Origin of the sequence: Ensifer sp. ENS09 (assembly GCF_014852425.1) — a bacterium.
Lineage (GTDB): Bacteria > Pseudomonadota > Alphaproteobacteria > Rhizobiales > Rhizobiaceae > Ensifer.
In genome coordinates this window covers 294,376-311,968 of the sequence record NZ_JACVBP010000007.1, presented here as the reverse complement: position 1 = coordinate 311,968, position 17,593 = coordinate 294,376, and the positions used below count along the sequence as shown (strand labels likewise).

Here is a 17,593-nt window from a genome sequence, read left to right as displayed (position 1 = left end):
ACTGATGTCGATGAGCAAGCATATCTCGCCGGCCGAAGCGGCCGCCCTGATCCCGGATGGTGCCGTCGTTTCCGTCTCCTCGTCCAGCGGACTCGGCTGCCCCGACCTGATGCTGAAGGCGATCGGCGAGCGGTTCGAGACGACCGGCCATCCGCGCGACCTGACGACGCTGCACCCGATTGCCGCCGGCGACATGAGCGGCATCAAGGGTGTCGACTACATCGCCAAGAAAGGTCTGCTGAAGAAGATCATCGGCGGCTCCTACCCTTCCGGCCCGTCGAGTGCCGAACCGCCACTGATCTGGCAGATGATCGGCGCTGACGAAGTGGCCGCCTACAACGTGCCGTCCGGCATTCTCTTCGACATGCACCGCGAAGCGGCAGCCAAGCGCCCGGGCGTGATGACCAAGGTCGGCCTCGACACCTTCGTCGATCCGTCGCGCGAAGGCTGCGCCATGAACGCTTCTGCTGCGGCTGAGCCCGTGGTGAAGAAGGTCTCGTTCGAAGGCGAGGACTGGCTCTACTTCAAGGCGATCGCGCCGCAGGTGGCGATCATCCGCGCGACGACGGCCGACGAGCGCGGCAACCTCACCTATGAGCACGAGGGCGCCTATCTCGGTGGGCTCGACCAGGCGCTTGCCGCCCGCAACAATGGCGGAATCGTCATTGCCCAGGTCAAACGCATCACCAAGGAAGGTTCGTTGAAGCCGCATGACGTGCGTGTGCCGGGCGTGCTGGTGGATTACGTCATCGTCGACCCCGACCAGAAGCAGACAACGCAGACGCTCTACGATCCGGCGATCTCCGGCGAGATCTTCCGGCCGCTCGACAGCTTCCGGGTCCCAGAATTCAATATCCAGAAGGTGATTGCCCGCCGCGTGGCGCAGGAGCTGCAAGCCGGCAGCGCCGTCAATCTGGGCTTCGGCATTTCGGCCAACGTGCCGCGCATCCTGCTCGAAGAAGGGCTGCATGGTGCGGTCACCTGGGTGATCGAGCAGGGTGCCGTCGGCGGCGTGCCGCTTCTCGACTTTGCCTTCGGCTGCGCTTCCAATGCCGATGCCTTCATGCCCTCGCCCTACCAGTTCACCTACTTTCAGGGTGCGGGCTTCGATGCCTCGTTGCTTTCGTTCCTTGAGATCGATCGCCACGGCTCGGTCAACGTCTCGAAACTCTCCTTCCGTCCGCATGTGACGGCCGGTGCCGGCGGCTTCGTCGACATCACCGCACGGGCAAAGAAGATCGTCTTCTCCGGCATGTTCAATGCCGGCGCCAAGCTTTCGATCGCCGACGGCAGGCTGGTGATCGAGAAGGAAGGCAAGCTGAAGAAGCTGGTCAACGAAGTCGAGCACATTACCTTCTCGGGCCGTCGCGGCATCGAGCAGGGCCAGGACATCACCTATGTGACGGAGCGCTGCGTAATGAAGCTGACGCCTCAAGGGGTGATGTTGACCGAGATCGCGCCTGGCGTTGATCTGCAGGCGCATATTCTCGACCAGTCGGAATTTCCGCTGATCGTTTCCGACAGGCTGAAGACGATGGATGCTGCCCTGTTCCAAGAAGCGTTGATCGGATTGGAGCTGCCGAAAAAGCCGGCGCGCCGGCTTCAGGGAGGCGGTCGTGGCTGAGGGCCGTATTCGCATCGAGGTTGATGGGCCGATCGCGACCATGACGGTTGCCCGTCCAGACAAGCTCAACGCCTTCGACATCGACATGCTGAAGGCGCTGGCAGCCGCCTGCGATACGGTCGAGGCCGACCGCAACGTGCGCGTCGTCATCCTCACCGGCGAGGGCAAGGCGTTTTCGGCCGGTGGCGACATCAAGGCGTGGGGCGGCATGGATGCGCCTGAATTCGGGCATGACTGGGTGCGTTTCGGTCACCGCGTGTTCGAGCGGCTGGCGACCCTGCGCATGCCTGTCATTGCGGCCCTCAACGGCCACGCGCTCGGCGGCGGGCTGGAGCTTGCGGCGGCCGCCGATATCCGGATGGCCGAGGCGCAGATCAAGATCGGCTTGCCGGAGACGAGCCTTGGCATGGTGCCCGGCTGGTCGGGCACGCAGCGTCTCGTCTCACGCTTCGGCGCCCAGATCATCAGGCGCATGGTTCTTGGCGGCGAGATGTTAACCGCCGAGGCTGCCCGCACTGAGGGTTTGGTCGACGCCATCGTCGAGACCGGTACGGTGCTTGCCGCCGCCCGCGACTACGCAGCGCGTGTCGCCAAACGCGGGCCTGCGGCGCTCGAGATTTCGAAACTGATGCTCGCTTCGGCGAATGGCGAAGACAACGGATCTGCGGTCGAGGCACTCGGCTCGATCCTCGTCGCCAAGACCGGTGATCTTAAGGAAGGCGTCGCCGCCTTCACCGAGAAGCGTGAAGCTCAATTCAAGGGAGAATGGTAATGACCGTGCTCGTGAAGCCCAAGCCGATCGAAGGCCACAAGGTTCGCGCCTTCCAGATGCTGATCGACGGCAAGTGGGTGGATAGCGCCGAAGGGCGCACGATCGAGCGCGTGGCGCCGGGCCATGGTGTTGTCGTGAGCCGCTATCAGGCCGGCACCAAGGCCGACGCCGAAAAGGCGATTGCCGCTGCCCGCCGCGCTTTCGACGAAGGCGCCTGGCCGCGCATGACCGCATCCCAGCGGTCGCTGGTACTGCTGCGTGCCGCCGACATCATTGCCGAGCGTGCCGACGAACTCGCCTATCTCGATGCGATCGAATCCGGCAAGCCGATCAGCCAGGCCAAGGGCGAACTCGGCGGTGCCGCCGATATCTGGCGTTATGCGGCGGCCCTTGCTCGCGACCTGCATGGCGAGAGCTACAACACACTCGGCGACGGCACGCTTGGCGTCGTCTTGCGCGAGGCGATCGGCGTCGTCTCGATCATCACGCCCTGGAATTTCCCGTTCCTGATCGTCAGCCAGAAGCTGCCCTTTGCGCTTGCGGCGGGTTGCACCACGGTCGTCAAGCCGTCGGAACTGACCTCGGCTTCAACGCTGTTGCTCGGCGAGATCCTCGAAGCCGCCGGCGTCCCCGCCGGTGTCGTCAACATCATCACCGGCACGGGGCCGGAGGTCGGCGCGCCGATGACGACGCATCCTGATGTCGACATGGTGTCCTTCACCGGCTCGACCGGCGTCGGCCGCCTGACCATGGCCAATGCTGCACAGACGCTGAAGAAGGTCTCGCTGGAACTTGGCGGCAAGAACCCGCAGATCGTCTTCCCGGACGCCAATCTCGATGAGTTCATCGATGCCGCAGTGTTCGGCGCCTATTTCAATGCCGGCGAATGCTGCAATGCCGGCTCGCGGCTGATCCTGCATCGCGATATCGCCGACGAGGTGACGCGCCGCATTGCCGAGCTCTCGGCCAAGGTCAAGGTCGGCGATCCGCTTGATCCGGAAACCCAGGTGGGCGCGATCATCACGCCCCAGCATCTGGAGAAGATTGCCAGCTATGTTTCTGCCGCGTCCAAGGACGGCGCCGCGGTCGCTCATGGCGGCACGGCGCTCGATCTCGGCATGGGCCAGTTCATGGCGCCGACGATCCTTTCTTCCGTGCGGCCGGACATGGCAGTGGCGCGGGAAGAAGTGTTCGGGCCGGTTCTTTCCGTTTTGACCTTCGAGACGACCGAGGAGGCGATCCGCATCGCCAATGCGATCGACTACGGCCTTTCGGCCGGCGTCTGGAGCCGGGACTTCGACACCTGCCTGACGATCGGCCGCCGCGTGCGTGCTGGCACCATCTGGATGAACACCTTCATGGACGGTGCGTCGGAACTGCCCTTTGGCGGCTACCGCCAGTCCGGCCTCGGCCGTGAACTCGGCCGGCATTCGGTCGAGGACTACACCGAGACGAAGACGCTCAACATGCATATGGGGCCGCGCACCGGCTGGTGGATGCCGCGCTAAGGCTGAAACAAGGGAGGAGAGGACATGCGGACGACGGGGGGAGCAATGGGGCAGGAGGCAGCGTCACGCGACGCCGTCCTGCACGCCGTGTTCGCCCGCTCAGCCGGCCGTGCCGAAGCTCGATGGGATCTGCGGACAGAGCAGCAGCTGGAGCTTGCTGATGTCGCTCTCGCCGCCGATCTTCTGCAGAAGCACCCGGCCCATGTCTTCGCCGGTCGCCGTCAGGTCCTCGTAGATCGTTTCGACCTGCGGCTGGATGGCGCTCAAGAGGTGCGAGGTCTGCTTGGCGACGATGTCGTATTCGCGCCCGAGCGTCAGGCCGCAATCGCTCATGCCGGTGATGGTCGCCAGCGCACAGACCTCGCCGCCGCACATGAAACTATCCGGCGGATCGGGCTCGGCATAGCGCTGGCGCACACGGTCGCGGATCGCGCCAGCGGGGCTGTCGAGGTCGATGCCGGAGAGGATTTCGTAGGCGCAGCCCGCCTCGCGCACGGCGGTCATGAAGCCGTGCTGCAGATGGCCGGCAAAGGTGAAGTCCGCCGGCCCGCTGATCAGCGCGGGCTTGCGCCTGCCCTTGGCGATCAGGCGCTTCGTCGCCTGGTAGGAGAAGGTGAAGTTGTCGTAGTCGACATAGGGATGTGGGGTGGAAAGCTCCGTACGCCCATGGGTGACGAAGGGAAAGCCGAGATCGGACAGCAATCGGACGCGGGGATCGAGCGGTTCCGTGCGCGAGAAGATCAGGCCATCGGCCATCGCGTTGCGGGTAATGTAGTTGACCGCTTCGACATTGGTCGAGTTCAGGAAATTCGGCATGACGATCAGGTGGTAGGCGGTGCCCTGCAGCGCCTTGGCGATGCCGCTCATGATCGAGGTGCCGTAGCCGAGAATTTCTTCGTGCGGATCGAGCAGCACGCCGATGACATTGGTGCGGCCGGTCTTCAGGCGCTGGGCGGCCCGGTCGGGCGAGTAGCCGATCTCGTCGGCGACCTCGCGCACCCGCTTTCGGGTCTCGATGGAGATCTGCGGTGCATCGGAGAGCGCGCGCGAGACGGTGGTGACCGCAAGGCCGGTGATTTCCGCGATCGTGCGAAGGGTCGGCTTGCCGCGCTTGGCGGTGGCGCCGCTGTCTTCGTGGTGGGCGGGCTTGGAGGGATCGGCCAATGCTAGTCATCCTGAGAACGGGCAAGAGCGGGTTTTGTAACGTGGCGCGAACGCTTAGGCAATCGAATCATGAAAACGTTTTAAATCTCGCATCGCGGCATGGATTGCTGCGCTGCAATAGCTAATGTGAGCTATATAATTCAGTAAATTCAAACGGTTCCGAAGGTGCTAAAGTACAAAATGGCGGAATGCTTGACTTGCTGAATTTATAACGTTTTAAATGGCCAGCCGCTGGCTTAAGCGGCGCGAATTCCGGGGTGGAGGAGGTTCCGCCTCGTTAACTTGCAAACGGGAGGAAAACGATGCGCAAGTTGATGACGACGACGGCCGTTGTGGCGCTGATGATGGCGGCCACCGCCGCGCGCGCAGCCGAAAATGTGGAAGTTCTGCACTGGTGGACATCGGGTGGCGAAGCCGCCGCACTCGACGTTCTGAAGAAGGATCTGGAAAGCAAGGGCATCACCTGGACCGACATGCCGGTCGCCGGCGGTGGCGGTACGGAAGCCATGACGGTGCTGCGCGCGCGCGTCACCGCAGGCAACGCTCCGACCGCCGTGCAGATGCTCGGCTTCGACATTCTCGACTGGGCCAAGGAAGGCGCACTCGGTAACCTCGACGAGACCGCTTCCAAGGAAGGCTGGGACAAGGTGATCCCGACCGCCCTGCAGCAGTTCTCGAAGTATGACGGCCACTGGATCGCAGCACCGGTGAACGTGCATTCGACCAACTGGGTCTGGATCAACAAGGCTGCCCTCGACAAGGCAGGCGGCAAGGAACCGACCAACTGGGACGAACTGGTTGCCCTACTCGACAACTTCAAGGCTCAGGGCATCACGCCGATCGCCCATGGTGGTCAGCCGTGGCAGGATGCGACGATCTTCGACGCCGTCGTGCTTTCACTGGGCACCGACTTCTACAAGCAGGCTTTCATCGACCTCGACCCGGCAGCGCTCGGCGGCGACAAGATGAAGGAAGCCTTCGACCGCATGACGAAGCTGCGCTCCTATGTCGATGACAACTTCTCGGGCCGTGACTGGAACCTCGCTTCCGCCATGGTCATCGAGAATAAGGCCGGCCTGCAGTTCATGGGCGACTGGGCCAAGGGCGAGTTCCTGAAGGCCAAGAAGGTGCCGGGCACCGATTTCGTCTGCATGCGCTTCCCGGGCACGCAAGGCTCCGTGACCTTCAACTCCGACCAGTTCGCGATGTTCAAGGTTGCCGACGACAAGGTTCCGGCCCAGCTCGCCATGGCTTCGGCGATCGAAAGCCCGACCTTCCAGTCGGCCTTCAACGTCGTCAAGGGCTCGGTCCCGGCTCGCACCGACGTTCCGGATACGGACTTCGACGCCTGCGGCAAGAAGGGCATCAAGGACCTGGCGGAAGCCAACACCAACGGTAAGCTCTTCGGCTCCATGGCCCATGGCCATGCCAATCCGGCTGCCGTCAAGAACGCGATCTACGACGTCGTGACGCGTGAGTTCAACGGCGAACTGACGTCCGAAGAGGCCGTCAAGGAACTGGTCTCGGCCGTCGAGGCCGCGAAGTAACGGGCTCGCTCCGGGGCGCGTACTGCATAATTCCTTAGATCCGCATGGATTAAAGGACAAAATTATGCAGCAACTTAGGTGTTGCAGCGACCTTAGCATGTCTTGCGAGACACGCGGCGCTGCTAGGCGCCCCGGGCACCCCATTCCGACATGCAAGCGCCGTCGAACCACCGTGGCCAATAGGACGCGGGGAGGGGCGCTTTGATACCCAGAACCTCGCGCGGATGCCGATATCAGGGTTGTGCCCGACGGCCGCGCCAGAAGTGGTGAACGTTCATGGATAGCCGCAGTCGCCTGCAGGACCTGATACCGAAGCTGGTGCTTGCCCCGAGCTTCCTCATCGTCCTGATCTTTGTCTATGGTTTCATTGCCTATACCGGCTTTCTGTCGATGACGGACAGCAAGATGCTGCCGTCCTACAATTTCGTCGGTTTAAGCAACTATACGAAGCTGTGGGCGCTGCCACACTGGTGGCGGGCGGTGAGCAACCTGGCGATCTTCGCCGCGCTCTATATCGCCATCTGCTCGGTGCTTGGCCTCGGCCTTGCGATCCTGCTCGACCAGAAGATCCGCGCTGAAGGCTTCCTGCGGCCGATCTATCTCTATCCGATGGCGCTTTCCTTCATCGTGACCGGTACGGCCTGGAAGTGGTTCCTCGACCCTGGCATCGGCCTTGAGAACACCATGCATCTCTGGGGCTGGGAGAGTTTCTCGTTCAACTGGATCAAGGACCGCAACTACGCGATCTACTGCGTCGTCATCGCCGCCGTCTGGCAGTCGACCGGCTTCATCATGGCGATGTTCCTGGCCGGCCTTCGCGGCGTCGACAACGAGATCATCAAGGCCGCCCAGATCGACGGCGCCAAGACCTCGACGATCTATCGCCGGATCATCATTCCCTTGATGCGGCCGGTGTTCCTCTCCGCCTTCGTCGTGCTCGCGCATCTGGCGATCAAGGCCTACGACCTGATCATCGCGCTCACCGGCGGTGGGCCGGGGCAGGCGACCGAGCTGCCCGCGACCTTCATGTATTCCTACACCTTCACCCGCAACCAGATGGGCATCGGCGCGTCCTCGGCGATCATCATGCTGGTGATGATCTTCTCGATCATCGTTCCTTATCTCTATTCCGAAATCCGGGGAGCAAGACGCTGATGAGCGCTCCGAGCCCAGACAACATCATCTCGCACAACCGCCTTACCCGCGCGCTGATCTACACCGCGCTGATCCTCTTTGCGCTCTATTCGCTGCTGCCGCTCTATGTGATGCTGGTGAACTCGGTGAAGCCGCTCGACGAGATCCGCCAGGGCGGCATGCTCAACCTGCCGCAGACCTTTACGCTCGAGCCCTGGCTGCAGGCCTGGTCGACGGCACAGATCGGCGTGCAGCCGACGGGTCTCAAGCCCTTCTTCATCAACTCGATCCTGATGGTCGTGCCGGCCGTGGCGATCTCGACGATCATCGGCGCGCTCAATGGCTACGTGCTGACGAAGTGGCGCTTTCCCGGTGCCAACATCTTCTTTGCCATGCTGCTGCTCTCCTGCTTCATCCCGTTCCAGATCGTGCTGATCCCGATGGCGCGCATTCTCGGCATTCTCGGGCTCGCCGGTTCGATCTGGGGCCTGATCTTCGTCCATGTGATCTACGGCCTCGGCTTCACGACGCTCTATTTCCGCAACTACTACGAGGCGTTCCCGACCGAGCTGGTGCGCGCGGCGCAGATCGACGGGGCCAGCTTCTTCCAGATCTTCTGGCGCATCCTGCTGCCGTCGTCCGGCCCGATTATCGTTGTCTCCGTCATCTGGCAGTTCACCAACATCTGGAACGACTTCCTGTTCGGCGCGTCTTTCTCCGGCCCCTATTCGACGCCGATGACGGTCGCGCTCAACAACCTCGTTTCGTCCTCGACAGGCGTCAAGGAATACAACGTTCACTTCGCGGGCGCGATCCTCGCCGCCCTGCCAACGCTCATCGTCTACATCGTGTCCGGCCGCTACTTCGTTCGCGGCCTGATGTCGGGCGCCGTGAAAGGATAAGCTCATGTCTTTCTTGAAAATCAGCAACCTGCGCAAATCCTATGGCTCGCTCGAGATCCTGAAGGATATCAACCTGGAGATCGAAGAAGGCGGCTTCCTAGTGCTGGTCGGCCCCTCCGGCTGCGGCAAGTCCACACTTCTCAACACCATTGCCGGTCTGGAGCCGATCACATCGGGCGAGATCGCCATCAACGGTCGCTCGGTTGCCGATCTGCATCCCTCGAAGCGCGACATCGCCATGGTGTTCCAGTCCTACGCGCTCTACCCGAACATGACGGTCGCCGGAAACATCGCCTTCGGCATGGAAATCCGCGGCGTGCCGAAGGACGAGCGCGATAAGGCGATCAAGCAGGTGGCGGACATGCTGCAGATCGGCCATCTGCTCGACCGCAAGCCGAGCCAGCTCTCCGGTGGTCAGCGCCAGCGCGTCGCCATGGGCCGGGCGCTGGTGCGTAACCCGCAGGTCTTTCTGTTCGACGAACCATTGTCCAACCTCGATGCCAAGCTGCGCGTCGACATGCGCACCGAGATCAAGCGGCTGCATAACCGCATGAAAACGACGATCGTCTACGTGACCCATGACCAGATCGAGGCGATGACGCTGGCGACGAAGATCGCCGTTCTGAAGGACGGCGTGCTGCAGCAGTTCGGCACGCCGGCCGAGATCTACAACAACCCGTCCAACATGTTCGTCGCTGACTTCATGGGCTCGCCGGCGATGAACCTTTTGACCGCGCGCATCGAGAAGAGCGGCTCCGATATCGCGGTTGCGCTGGCGCGCCCGAATGCCGAGCCGCTGAAACTCGCGGTGCCGCAGGCCAACGGTGCGCTGTCGGCCTATGCCGGCAAGGATGTCGTCTTCGGCATCCGCCCGGAAGCGCTGACCGATCCTGACGGCGCCGACCGCAACGCCAAGGTGGTTGCCGAGGGCGAATGCCTGATCGAAGTGGTCGAGCCGGCCGGTTCCGACACCTTTGCGGTCACCCGTCTCGGCGGCAAGGAAATCGTTGCCCGGCTGAGGGCGGATGCCCGCATCGCGGCCGGCCAAACGTCGCGGCTTGCCTTCAACCTCGACAAGGCGGTGTTCTTCGACCCGCAGAGCCAGCAGCGGATCGCGTAACCGATCATGCAGGAGCAGCCGGACATCGTCATCATCGGGTCGGGGATCGGCGGCTCCACGCTTGCGGCGGGGCTTGTCGGCTCCGGTGCCCGCATCGCCATCCTCGAGCGTGGCGAGCGCCTGCCCGACACGCCGGAGGCGCGCAGCTACAGTTCGATCTTCGTCAAGGGCCATTTCCGACCGAAGGAGATGTGGCGCGAGCCCGACGGGACCGCGTTCAATCCGGGCAACTTCTATTTCGTCGGCGGCAATTCCAAGCTCTTCGGCGCGGTGCTTTTGCGCTACCGGGCCGAGGATTTCACCGAGATGCAGCATCTCGGAGGTGTTTCGCCGGCATGGCCCTTCCCCTATGAAGAGCTGGAACCGTGGTACGGCAAGGCCGAGCAGCTGTTCGAGGTGCGCGGCGAACTGGGGGACGACCCGACGGAACCGTTCCATAGCTCCCCGTATGCTTTCGGCCCGGTGCCGGACGAGCCGGCCATCGCCCGTGCCCGTGCCGAGTTGAAGGCGCAGGGGCTACATCCGGCGACCTTGCCGCTCGGCGTCGATATCGACACGTGGCTTGCCGGCGGGCGCACGCCCTGGGACGGGTTCCCGAACACCGGCAACGGCAAGAAGGATGCCGAAACCGCATCGCTCGCCGTCGCGCTGAAGGATCCGAACATCGAGCTGATCACCTCGGCGCATGTCGACACGCTGGAGGCAGGCCCGGGTGGTCGGATCGAGGCGATCCACTACACCCACAGGGGCGAGAAGAAGACGCTGTCGCCGAAGCTGGTGATCCTGTCGGCCGGCGCGATCAATTCCGCTGCCATCCTGTTGCGCTCCCGCGACGGCAAAGGGCTTGCCAACGCCTCCGACCAGGTCGGCCGCAACTTCATGAACCACAATTGCAGCGCCATGCTGGCAATCAACCCGTTCAAGCGCAACGACAGCATCTACCAGAAAACGCTGATGCTGAACGACTACTACCTGACCGGCGGCCGGGACGGTCTGCCGCTCGGCAACGTCCAGCTTCTCGGCAAGATCAACGGCGACATCCTGAAGGCCAATGCGCCGGTCTGGGGCCCACGCTTCGCCTTCGACCTCATGGCCGGCCATGCGATCGACTGGTACATGATGACGGAGGACCTACCGAACCCGGAAGGCCGCATCATGGTCGACGGCAAGGGCATCATCATGCAGTGGCGGCGCTCTAACATGGAGGCGCTTTCCAGTCTTGAAGCGAAAATGCGCGCGCACTTCAAGGCGGCCGGCTATCCGATCGTGCTCTCTCAGCCCTTCGACAAGCGCACGCCGTCGCATCAGTGCGGGACGGTGCGGATGGGCAAAGACCCGAAGGACGCGCCGCTCGACGTCTATTGCCGCGCCTTCGACCATCCCAACCTCTTTGTCGTCGACGCCGGCTGCCTGCCGACATCGGCGGCCGTCAATCCGGCGCTGACGGTTGCTGCCCAGGCGCTCAGGGTCGCCGACCATATCCTTGCGAAGGAGATCCGATCATGACGTCATCGACGCGTCCCGTCGCCATCGTCACCGGCGGCCGCCGCGGCATCGGTCTCGGCGTCGCCCGCGCGCTCGCCCGCGAGGGCTTCGACATTGCGCTTACCGGCCTGGGTGCGGCAGACGCGACGACCGCCCAGACGCTATCGGAACTATCCGGTGAGCATGGACGGGCCATCTACATCGAGGCGAATCTGGCCGATGTCGGCGGTCATGCGGCGACGGTCGAGCGCGTCCGCGCCGAGCTCGGCCCGATCCGCTGCCTCGTCAACAATGCTGGTATTGCCTCGGTGGTGCGGGGTGATTTCCTCGATATGCTGCCGGAAAACTTCGACACGATCGTCGCCACCAATCTGCGCGGTACGGTGTTTTTCACCCAGGCCGTGCTCGTTTCGATGCTGACCGACCCGGCAGACCGAACGCCGCGCTCGATCATCAACATCACCTCGGTTTCGGCGACGATGACCTCGCCGGAGCGGCTCGACTATTGCATGACCAAGGCCGGGCTTGCCGCCTTCAGCCAGGGGCTGGCGCTTCGGCTTGCCAATACCGGCATCTCGGTTTTCGAGATCCGTCCGGGCATCATTCGCTCCGACATGACCGCCGGCGTCTCGGCGAAATACGATGGCTTGATTGATGGCGGACTGGTGCCGATGCGGCGCTGGGGCGAGCCCGACGATATCGGCAATATCGCGGCCGGGCTTGCCGGCGGCAAATTCGCCTTTGCCACCGGCTCGGTCATCCAGGCGGATGGCGGGCTGTCGATCGGCCGTCTCTAGGAACAGGCAGGACTTTTGAGGCTCGCAAGCGGGCAGGGTTTGAGTTGAACACGTCGAAAATTTGGAACGTTCCAAATAGATGGCGGCGGAGGGACGACAGGGAATGAGCTACGACTACATCATCACCGGCGCCGGCCCGGCCGGCTGCGTTCTCGCCAATCGCCTCTCCGAGGACCCATCGGTTCGCGTGCTTCTGCTCGAAGCCGGTGGCGGCGACTGGAACCCGCTGTTCCACATGCCGGCCGGTTTTGCCAAAATGACCAAGGGCGTCGCCAGCTGGGGCTGGGAGACCGTGCCGCAGAAGCACATGAAGGGCAGAGTGCTGCGTTACACTCAGGCCAAGGTGATCGGCGGCGGCTCGTCGATCAATGCCCAGCTCTATACCCGTGGCAACGCTGCCGACTACGACCTCTGGGCCTCCGAGGACGGCTGCACCGGCTGGGACTATCGCAGCGTGCTTCCCTATTTCAAACGCTCGGAAGACAACCAGCGCTTTGCCGACGACTACCATGCCTATGGCGGACCGCTCGGTGTCTCGATGCCCACGGCGGCGCTGCCGATCTGCGACGCCTATATCCGCGCCGGACAGGAACTCGGCATTCCTTACAATCACGATTTCAACGGCCGCCAGCAGGCGGGTGTCGGCTTCTACCAGCTCACCCAGCGCAACCGCCGCCGGTCGAGTGCGTCGCTCGCCTATCTCTCGCCGATCAAGGACCGCCGCAATCTGACGGTCCGCACCGGCGCGCGCGTGGCGCGGATCGTGCTCGAAGGCACTCGCGCCGTCGGCGTCGAAGTCGTCTCGGCCAAGGGCAGCGAGATCATCCGGGCGGATCGCGAGGTGCTCGTAACCTCCGGCGCCATCGGTTCGCCGAAGCTGCTTTTGCAGTCCGGCATCGGGCCGGCCGATCACCTGAAATCGGTGGGCGTCTCGGTGAAACACGACCTGCCCGGCGTCGGCGGCAATCTGCAGGATCATCTCGATCTCTTCGTGATCTCGGAGTGCACCGGCGACCACACTTATGACGGTGTAGCGAAACTCCATCGTACGCTATGGGCTGGATTGCAGTATGTGCTCTTCCGCTCAGGCCCGGTGGCGTCCTCGCTGTTTGAGACCGGCGGTTTCTGGTACGCCGATCCGAACGCCCGTTCGCCGGATATCCAGTTTCATCTCGGTCTCGGCTCCGGCATCGAGGCGGGCGTCGAGAAGCTGAAGAATGCCGGCGTGACGCTGAATTCCGCCTATCTGCATCCGCGCTCGCGCGGCACGGTGCGGCTCTCGTCTTCCGATGCGGCGGCAGCACCGCTGATCGACCCCAACTACTGGGAGGATCCGCACGACCGCAAGATGTCGATCGAGGGCTTGAAGATCGCCCGCGAGATCATGCAGCAGGCGGCACTGAAGCCCTTCGTTCTGGCGGAGCGCCTGCCGGGCAACTCGGTCATGAGCGACGAGCAGTTCTTCGAATACGGCTGCGCCAACGCCAAGACCGATCATCACCCTGTCGGCACCTGCAAGATGGGGACGGATGCCTCGGCCGTAGTCGGGCTGGACTTGAAAGTGCGAGGGCTCGAAGGCCTTCGCGTCTGCGACAGCTCGGTGATGCCGCGCGTTCCCTCTTGCAACACCAATGGGCCGACGATCATGATGGGTGAGAAGGGCGCCGATATCATCCGTGAGCGCCAACCCCTGCCGCCGGCGATCTTCGCCCACGAACGCAACGACAGCCGCCCGCGCGCCCGCGCCGATATCCGTTGAGGTCCTCCATGATCCGCCACTGCGTCTTTATCCGCTTCCGCCCTGAAATCACACGTGGCGAGAAGGCGGCGATTTTTGCCGAGATATCCGCGCTGAAGTCCCGGCTACCCGGCTTCATGGCGGCCCATATTGGCAGCAACGTCAGCCCGGAAGTGGGCATGGACAAGGGCTTTGGCGAAGGCTTCATCGTCGACTTCACCGATGCGGCCGCGCGCGACGCCTATCTGGAGGACGAGGAGCACCGCAGGACCGGCGCCAAGATCGTGGCGGCCGCCGAAGGCGGCATTGCCGGCATCTTCGTCTACGACCTCGAAATTGCCGGCTGAGTGGCAGCGATGGTCGAAGCGCGTCCCTTCCTGACAGAGCTCTTCGAGGCCGCCGTGCGGGCCGCCGATCCCTATGAGGCGATCAAGGCGCATCTGCCCGAGCCGCCGAAAGGGCGGACCGTGGTGGTCGGCGCCGGCAAGGCGGCAAGCCAGATGGCAGCCGCTTTCGAGAAACTCTGGAAGCATCCCTTCTCCGGCACGGTGGTGGCGCGCCATGGACCGATCGAACATTGCGCGACAATCACGGTGCTGCAGTCGGCCCATCCGGTGCCGGATGAGGCGGGGCTTGCCGCGTCGGATGTCTTGCTGAAGGCGGTTGCAGGTCTGACGGCGGACGACCTCGTCATTGCGCTGATCTCCGGTGGCGGCTCGGCCCTGCTGCCGGCGCCGCCTGAAGGCTTGACCCTCGCTGACGAGATCGCCGTCAACAAAGCGCTGCTGGCCTCTGGCGCGCCGATCTCGGCGATGAACGTCGTGCGCAAGCACGTCTCGCGCATCAAGGGCGGTCGCCTCGCTGCCGCCGCCTTCCCGGCTCGTGTCGTCAGTCTCGTCGTTTCGGACGTACCCGGCGATAGCCCGGCCTTCGTCGCCTCTGGGCCGACCGTTCCGGATCGTAGCACAGCGGTGGAAGCACTCGACATCGTCGCCCGCTACCGAATGGAACTGCCGGATGCTGTCATCGCCCATCTGCGCTCGGAGACAGCATCAGCGCCTGCCCCCGATGATGCGCGGTTTGCCGGGCATGCGTGCCACGTCATCGCCTCGGCAAGCGTCTCATTGGAAGCGGCCGCGGCCAAGGCGCGGGAACTGGGCATTGAGGCGCATATCCTCTCCGATGCGATCGAAGGCGAAGCACGCGACATCGGTCGCATGCATGCAGCCCTTGCTCGCGAAGTGGCGCTGAGGAATCGTCCCTTCGCCAAGCCGGTCGTGCTTTTATCCGGCGGCGAAACGACGGTGACGATCTCCGGTGAGGACTATGGCAAGGGCGGGCGCAACAGCGAATTCCTGCTGTCGCTGGCGCTCGACATCGATGGTGTTGCAGGCATCGATGCACTTGCCGCCGATACGGATGGCATCGACGGTTCGGAAGACAATGCCGGCGCCTTTGCGGATGGGCAGAGCATCGCGCGCATGCGGGCGGCAGGTTTCGACCCGCGGCTCCATCTCGCCCGTCACGACGCCTGGTCGGCCTTTTCGGCGAGCGGCGATCTGTTCGTATTGGGCCCGACCGGAACGAACGTCAACGATTTCCGGGCGCTGTTGATCCGCTAGGGTGCGGCTCTTCTGTCGAGACGTTAGCCGGATTCAGCACTGTACCTGAAATGACAACGCCGCCGCCGAGATCTTCGGCAGCGGCGTTGTTTTGATTTGCGGCGTTTCGACTTACTTGGCGCGCTTCAGAGCGTCGCCAAGGATCGAGACGATCTCGCCAAAGTGCTTCTCTTCGGCGATCAACGGCGGCGAGAAGGCGATGATGTCGCCGGTGACGCGGATCAGCAGACCCTTCTCGAAGCAATCAACGAAGACGTCGTAGGCGCGGGCACCGATTGCGCCGTCGCGCGACTGCAGCTCAATGCCGGCGATCAGGCCGATCGTGCGGATATCGATGACGTTGGGCAGGCCCTTCAGCGAATGCATGGCATCGTGCCAGGCGTCCTGGAGCTCGACGGCGCGGGTCATCAGGCCCTCGTCGCGGTAGATGTCAAGCGTCGCGATACCGGCGGCGCAGGCGGCCGGATGGCCGGAGTAGGTGTAGCCGTGGAAAAGCTCGATCGCGTTTTCCGGACCGTGCATCAGCGCGTCATGCACCTTGCGGCTGGCAAAGACCGCGCCCATCGGGATCGCGCCGTTGGTGAGGCCCTTGGCCGCCGTCACCATATCGGGGGTCACGCCGAAGAAGTCGGTCGCGAAGGCTGCGCCCAGGCGGCCGAAGCCGGTGATGACCTCGTCGAAGATCAGGAGGATGCCGTGCTTGTCGCAGATGGCGCGCAGGCGCTCGAGATAGCCCTTCGGGGGGATGAGCACGCCGGTCGAGCCGGCGACCGGCTCGACGATGCAGGCGGCGATGGTCTCGGCGCCATGCAGCGCCACCAGCCGCTCGAGATCGTCGGCAAGCTCGGCGCCGTGATCGGGCTGGCCCTTGACGAAGGCGTTCTTGGCGGGGTCATGGGTGTGGCGCAGGTGGTCGGAACCGGGAAGCTGCGGGAAGACGCGGCGGTTGTTGAGGATACCGCCGACCGAGATGCCGCCGAAGCCGACACCGTGATAACCGCGCTCGCGGCCGATGAGGCGGGTGCGGGTGCCCTGGCCGATCGCACGCTGGTAGGCGATCGCGATCTTGAGCGCCGTGTCTACCGATTCCGAACCGGAGCCGGTGAAGAACACGCGGTCGAGCTTCTGTCCTTCAGGACCCGGAGCGATTTCGGCGAGGCGCTCGGCAAAGTCGAAGGCGATCGGGTGGCCCATCTGGAAGGAGGGGGCGAAATCCATCGTAGACAGCTGGCGCTCGACGGCGGCGGCGATCTGGCGGCGGCCATGGCCGGCATTCACACACCAGAGCCCGGCGGTACCGTCGAGGATCGTGCGGCCATCGGTGCTGGTGTAGTGCATGCCCTCGGCCGAGGCCAGCAGGCGCGGGGCCTGCTTGAACTGCCGGTTGGCGGTAAACGGCATCCAATAGCTGTCGAGAACGGGGGCGTTGGGTTTGGTGTGCTGGTTCATGGCATCCTCCTGAGGTTGGCGATTGACGCCATGATTTGATTTGCCAAACAAGTCCTTTTCTGCTGTCAGTTAAGTCATTGAAATAAATCACGCTGTTTCATCGTGTTTGCGCTATTTCGAACAACCTGAACACCAAGGGTTCGGATCATATGACCGTCGATATCGGAAACCGGCTTCGTCATCTCCGCCTGATGCACAATCTGTCGCAGCGCGAACTGGCCAAGCGCGCCGGCGTCACCAATTCGACGATCTCGCTGATCGAGTCGAACGCCTCCAATCCTTCCGTCGGTGCGCTGAAGCGTATTCTCGACGGCATTCCGATCGGGCTTGCGGAGTTCTTCTCCTTCGAGCCGGAGAAGCCGCGCAAGGCGTTCTATGCGGCGGAGGAACTGGTCGAGATCGGCAAGGGGCCGATCTCCTACCGGCAGATCGGCGAAAATCTCTTCGGCCGCAGCCTGCAGATCCTGAAGGAGGTCTATCAGCCGGGCGCCGATACCGGAAAGGTGCCGCTGGTGCATGACGGCGAGGAGGGGGGCATCGTGTTGTCGGGCCGTATCGAGGTCACCGTCGACGATGAGCGGCGGATCCTGGGACCGGGGGATGCCTATTATTTTGAAAGCCGGCGGCCGCATCGTTTTCGCTGCGTCGGGCCGGTGCCCTGCGAAGTGATCAGCGCTTGTACGCCGCCGACGTTTTGAGGGCGGACGGCGCTGATGCGCCGTCCGGAGTTC

General features: G+C 63.5%; 15 protein-coding genes. 13 read left to right on the top strand and 2 right to left on the bottom strand.

What is annotated here, in order from left to right; genetic code table 11:
• The first annotated feature begins 4 nt into the window (after nt 1-4).
• Genes IB267_RS30285 through IB267_RS30275 form a run of 3 tightly spaced genes read left to right on the top strand, consistent with a single transcriptional unit; the run spans nt 5 to nt 3,904 of the window.
• Complete coding sequence (locus tag IB267_RS30285; RefSeq protein WP_192451098.1) at nt 5-1,624, top strand: acyl CoA:acetate/3-ketoacid CoA transferase; 1,620 nt, start codon at nt 5-7, stop codon at nt 1,622-1,624.
• Nucleotides 1,617-2,396 (top strand): enoyl-CoA hydratase/isomerase family protein, encoded by a 780-nt coding sequence (locus IB267_RS30280; RefSeq protein WP_192451097.1) that lies wholly within the window; start codon nt 1,617-1,619, stop codon nt 2,394-2,396. Before IB267_RS30285 ends, IB267_RS30280 begins: the two co-directional genes overlap by 8 nt.
• Nucleotides 2,396-3,904, top strand: coding sequence for an aldehyde dehydrogenase family protein (locus tag IB267_RS30275; protein WP_192451096.1), 1,509 nt, complete (start codon nt 2,396-2,398; stop codon nt 3,902-3,904). Before IB267_RS30280 ends, IB267_RS30275 begins: the two co-directional genes overlap by 1 nt.
• A gap of 99 nt (nt 3,905-4,003) precedes the next feature.
• Here IB267_RS30275 and IB267_RS30270 read toward each other — a convergent pair whose 3' ends face one another.
• Entirely contained in the window at nt 4,004-5,068 is a 1,065-nt protein-coding gene (locus tag IB267_RS30270) for a LacI family transcriptional regulator (RefSeq protein ID WP_192451095.1), read from the bottom strand.
• Between the two features lie 314 nt (nt 5,069-5,382).
• Between IB267_RS30270 and IB267_RS30265 the strand changes: the two genes are divergently transcribed.
• From IB267_RS30265 to IB267_RS30225, 9 genes are all read left to right on the top strand, one after another.
• Complete coding sequence (locus IB267_RS30265) at nt 5,383-6,615, top strand: ABC transporter substrate-binding protein (protein ID WP_370689582.1); 1,233 nt, start codon at nt 5,383-5,385, stop codon at nt 6,613-6,615.
• A gap of 276 nt (nt 6,616-6,891) precedes the next feature.
• Nucleotides 6,892-7,770 (top strand): carbohydrate ABC transporter permease, encoded by an 879-nt coding sequence (locus tag IB267_RS30260; protein WP_192451094.1) that lies wholly within the window; start codon nt 6,892-6,894, stop codon nt 7,768-7,770.
• The gene (locus tag IB267_RS30255; RefSeq protein WP_043625398.1) at nt 7,770-8,651 is read left to right on the top strand and encodes a carbohydrate ABC transporter permease; all 882 of its coding nucleotides are present in this window, start codon (nt 7,770-7,772) and stop codon (nt 8,649-8,651) included. Before IB267_RS30260 ends, IB267_RS30255 begins: the two co-directional genes overlap by 1 nt.
• A gap of 4 nt (nt 8,652-8,655) precedes the next feature.
• On the top strand, nt 8,656-9,771 hold the full coding sequence (locus IB267_RS30250; RefSeq protein WP_192451093.1) for an ABC transporter ATP-binding protein: 1,116 nt from the start codon (nt 8,656-8,658) through the stop codon (nt 9,769-9,771).
• A gap of 6 nt (nt 9,772-9,777) precedes the next feature.
• The gene (locus IB267_RS30245) at nt 9,778-11,277 is read left to right on the top strand and encodes a GMC oxidoreductase (RefSeq protein ID WP_192451092.1); all 1,500 of its coding nucleotides are present in this window, start codon (nt 9,778-9,780) and stop codon (nt 11,275-11,277) included.
• A complete protein-coding gene (locus tag IB267_RS30240; RefSeq protein ID WP_192451091.1) occupies nt 11,274-12,053 on the top strand; it encodes a 3-ketoacyl-ACP reductase in 780 nt (259 codons plus the stop codon). Before IB267_RS30245 ends, IB267_RS30240 begins: the two co-directional genes overlap by 4 nt.
• Nucleotides 12,054-12,156: 103 nt before the next feature.
• Nucleotides 12,157-13,812 carry a GMC family oxidoreductase gene (locus IB267_RS30235; RefSeq protein ID WP_192451090.1) on the top strand — a complete coding sequence of 552 codons (1,656 nt, stop codon included), beginning with the start codon at nt 12,157-12,159 and terminating at the stop codon, nt 13,810-13,812.
• An 8-nt stretch (nt 13,813-13,820) separates the two neighbouring features.
• A complete protein-coding gene (locus IB267_RS30230; RefSeq protein ID WP_192451089.1) occupies nt 13,821-14,138 on the top strand; it encodes a Dabb family protein in 318 nt (105 codons plus the stop codon).
• A gap of 9 nt (nt 14,139-14,147) precedes the next feature.
• Nucleotides 14,148-15,413 (top strand): glycerate kinase, encoded by a 1,266-nt coding sequence (locus IB267_RS30225; protein WP_192451088.1) that lies wholly within the window; start codon nt 14,148-14,150, stop codon nt 15,411-15,413.
• A 111-nt stretch (nt 15,414-15,524) separates the two neighbouring features.
• Here IB267_RS30225 and IB267_RS30220 read toward each other — a convergent pair whose 3' ends face one another.
• Complete coding sequence (locus IB267_RS30220; protein ID WP_192451087.1) at nt 15,525-16,862, bottom strand: aspartate aminotransferase family protein; 1,338 nt, start codon at nt 16,860-16,862, stop codon at nt 15,525-15,527.
• A gap of 149 nt (nt 16,863-17,011) precedes the next feature.
• Here IB267_RS30220 and IB267_RS30215 point away from each other — a divergent pair, with 149 nt between their 5' ends.
• Nucleotides 17,012-17,560 (top strand): cupin domain-containing protein, encoded by a 549-nt coding sequence (locus IB267_RS30215; protein ID WP_192451086.1) that lies wholly within the window; start codon nt 17,012-17,014, stop codon nt 17,558-17,560.
• Nucleotides 17,561-17,593 lie beyond the last annotated feature (33 nt).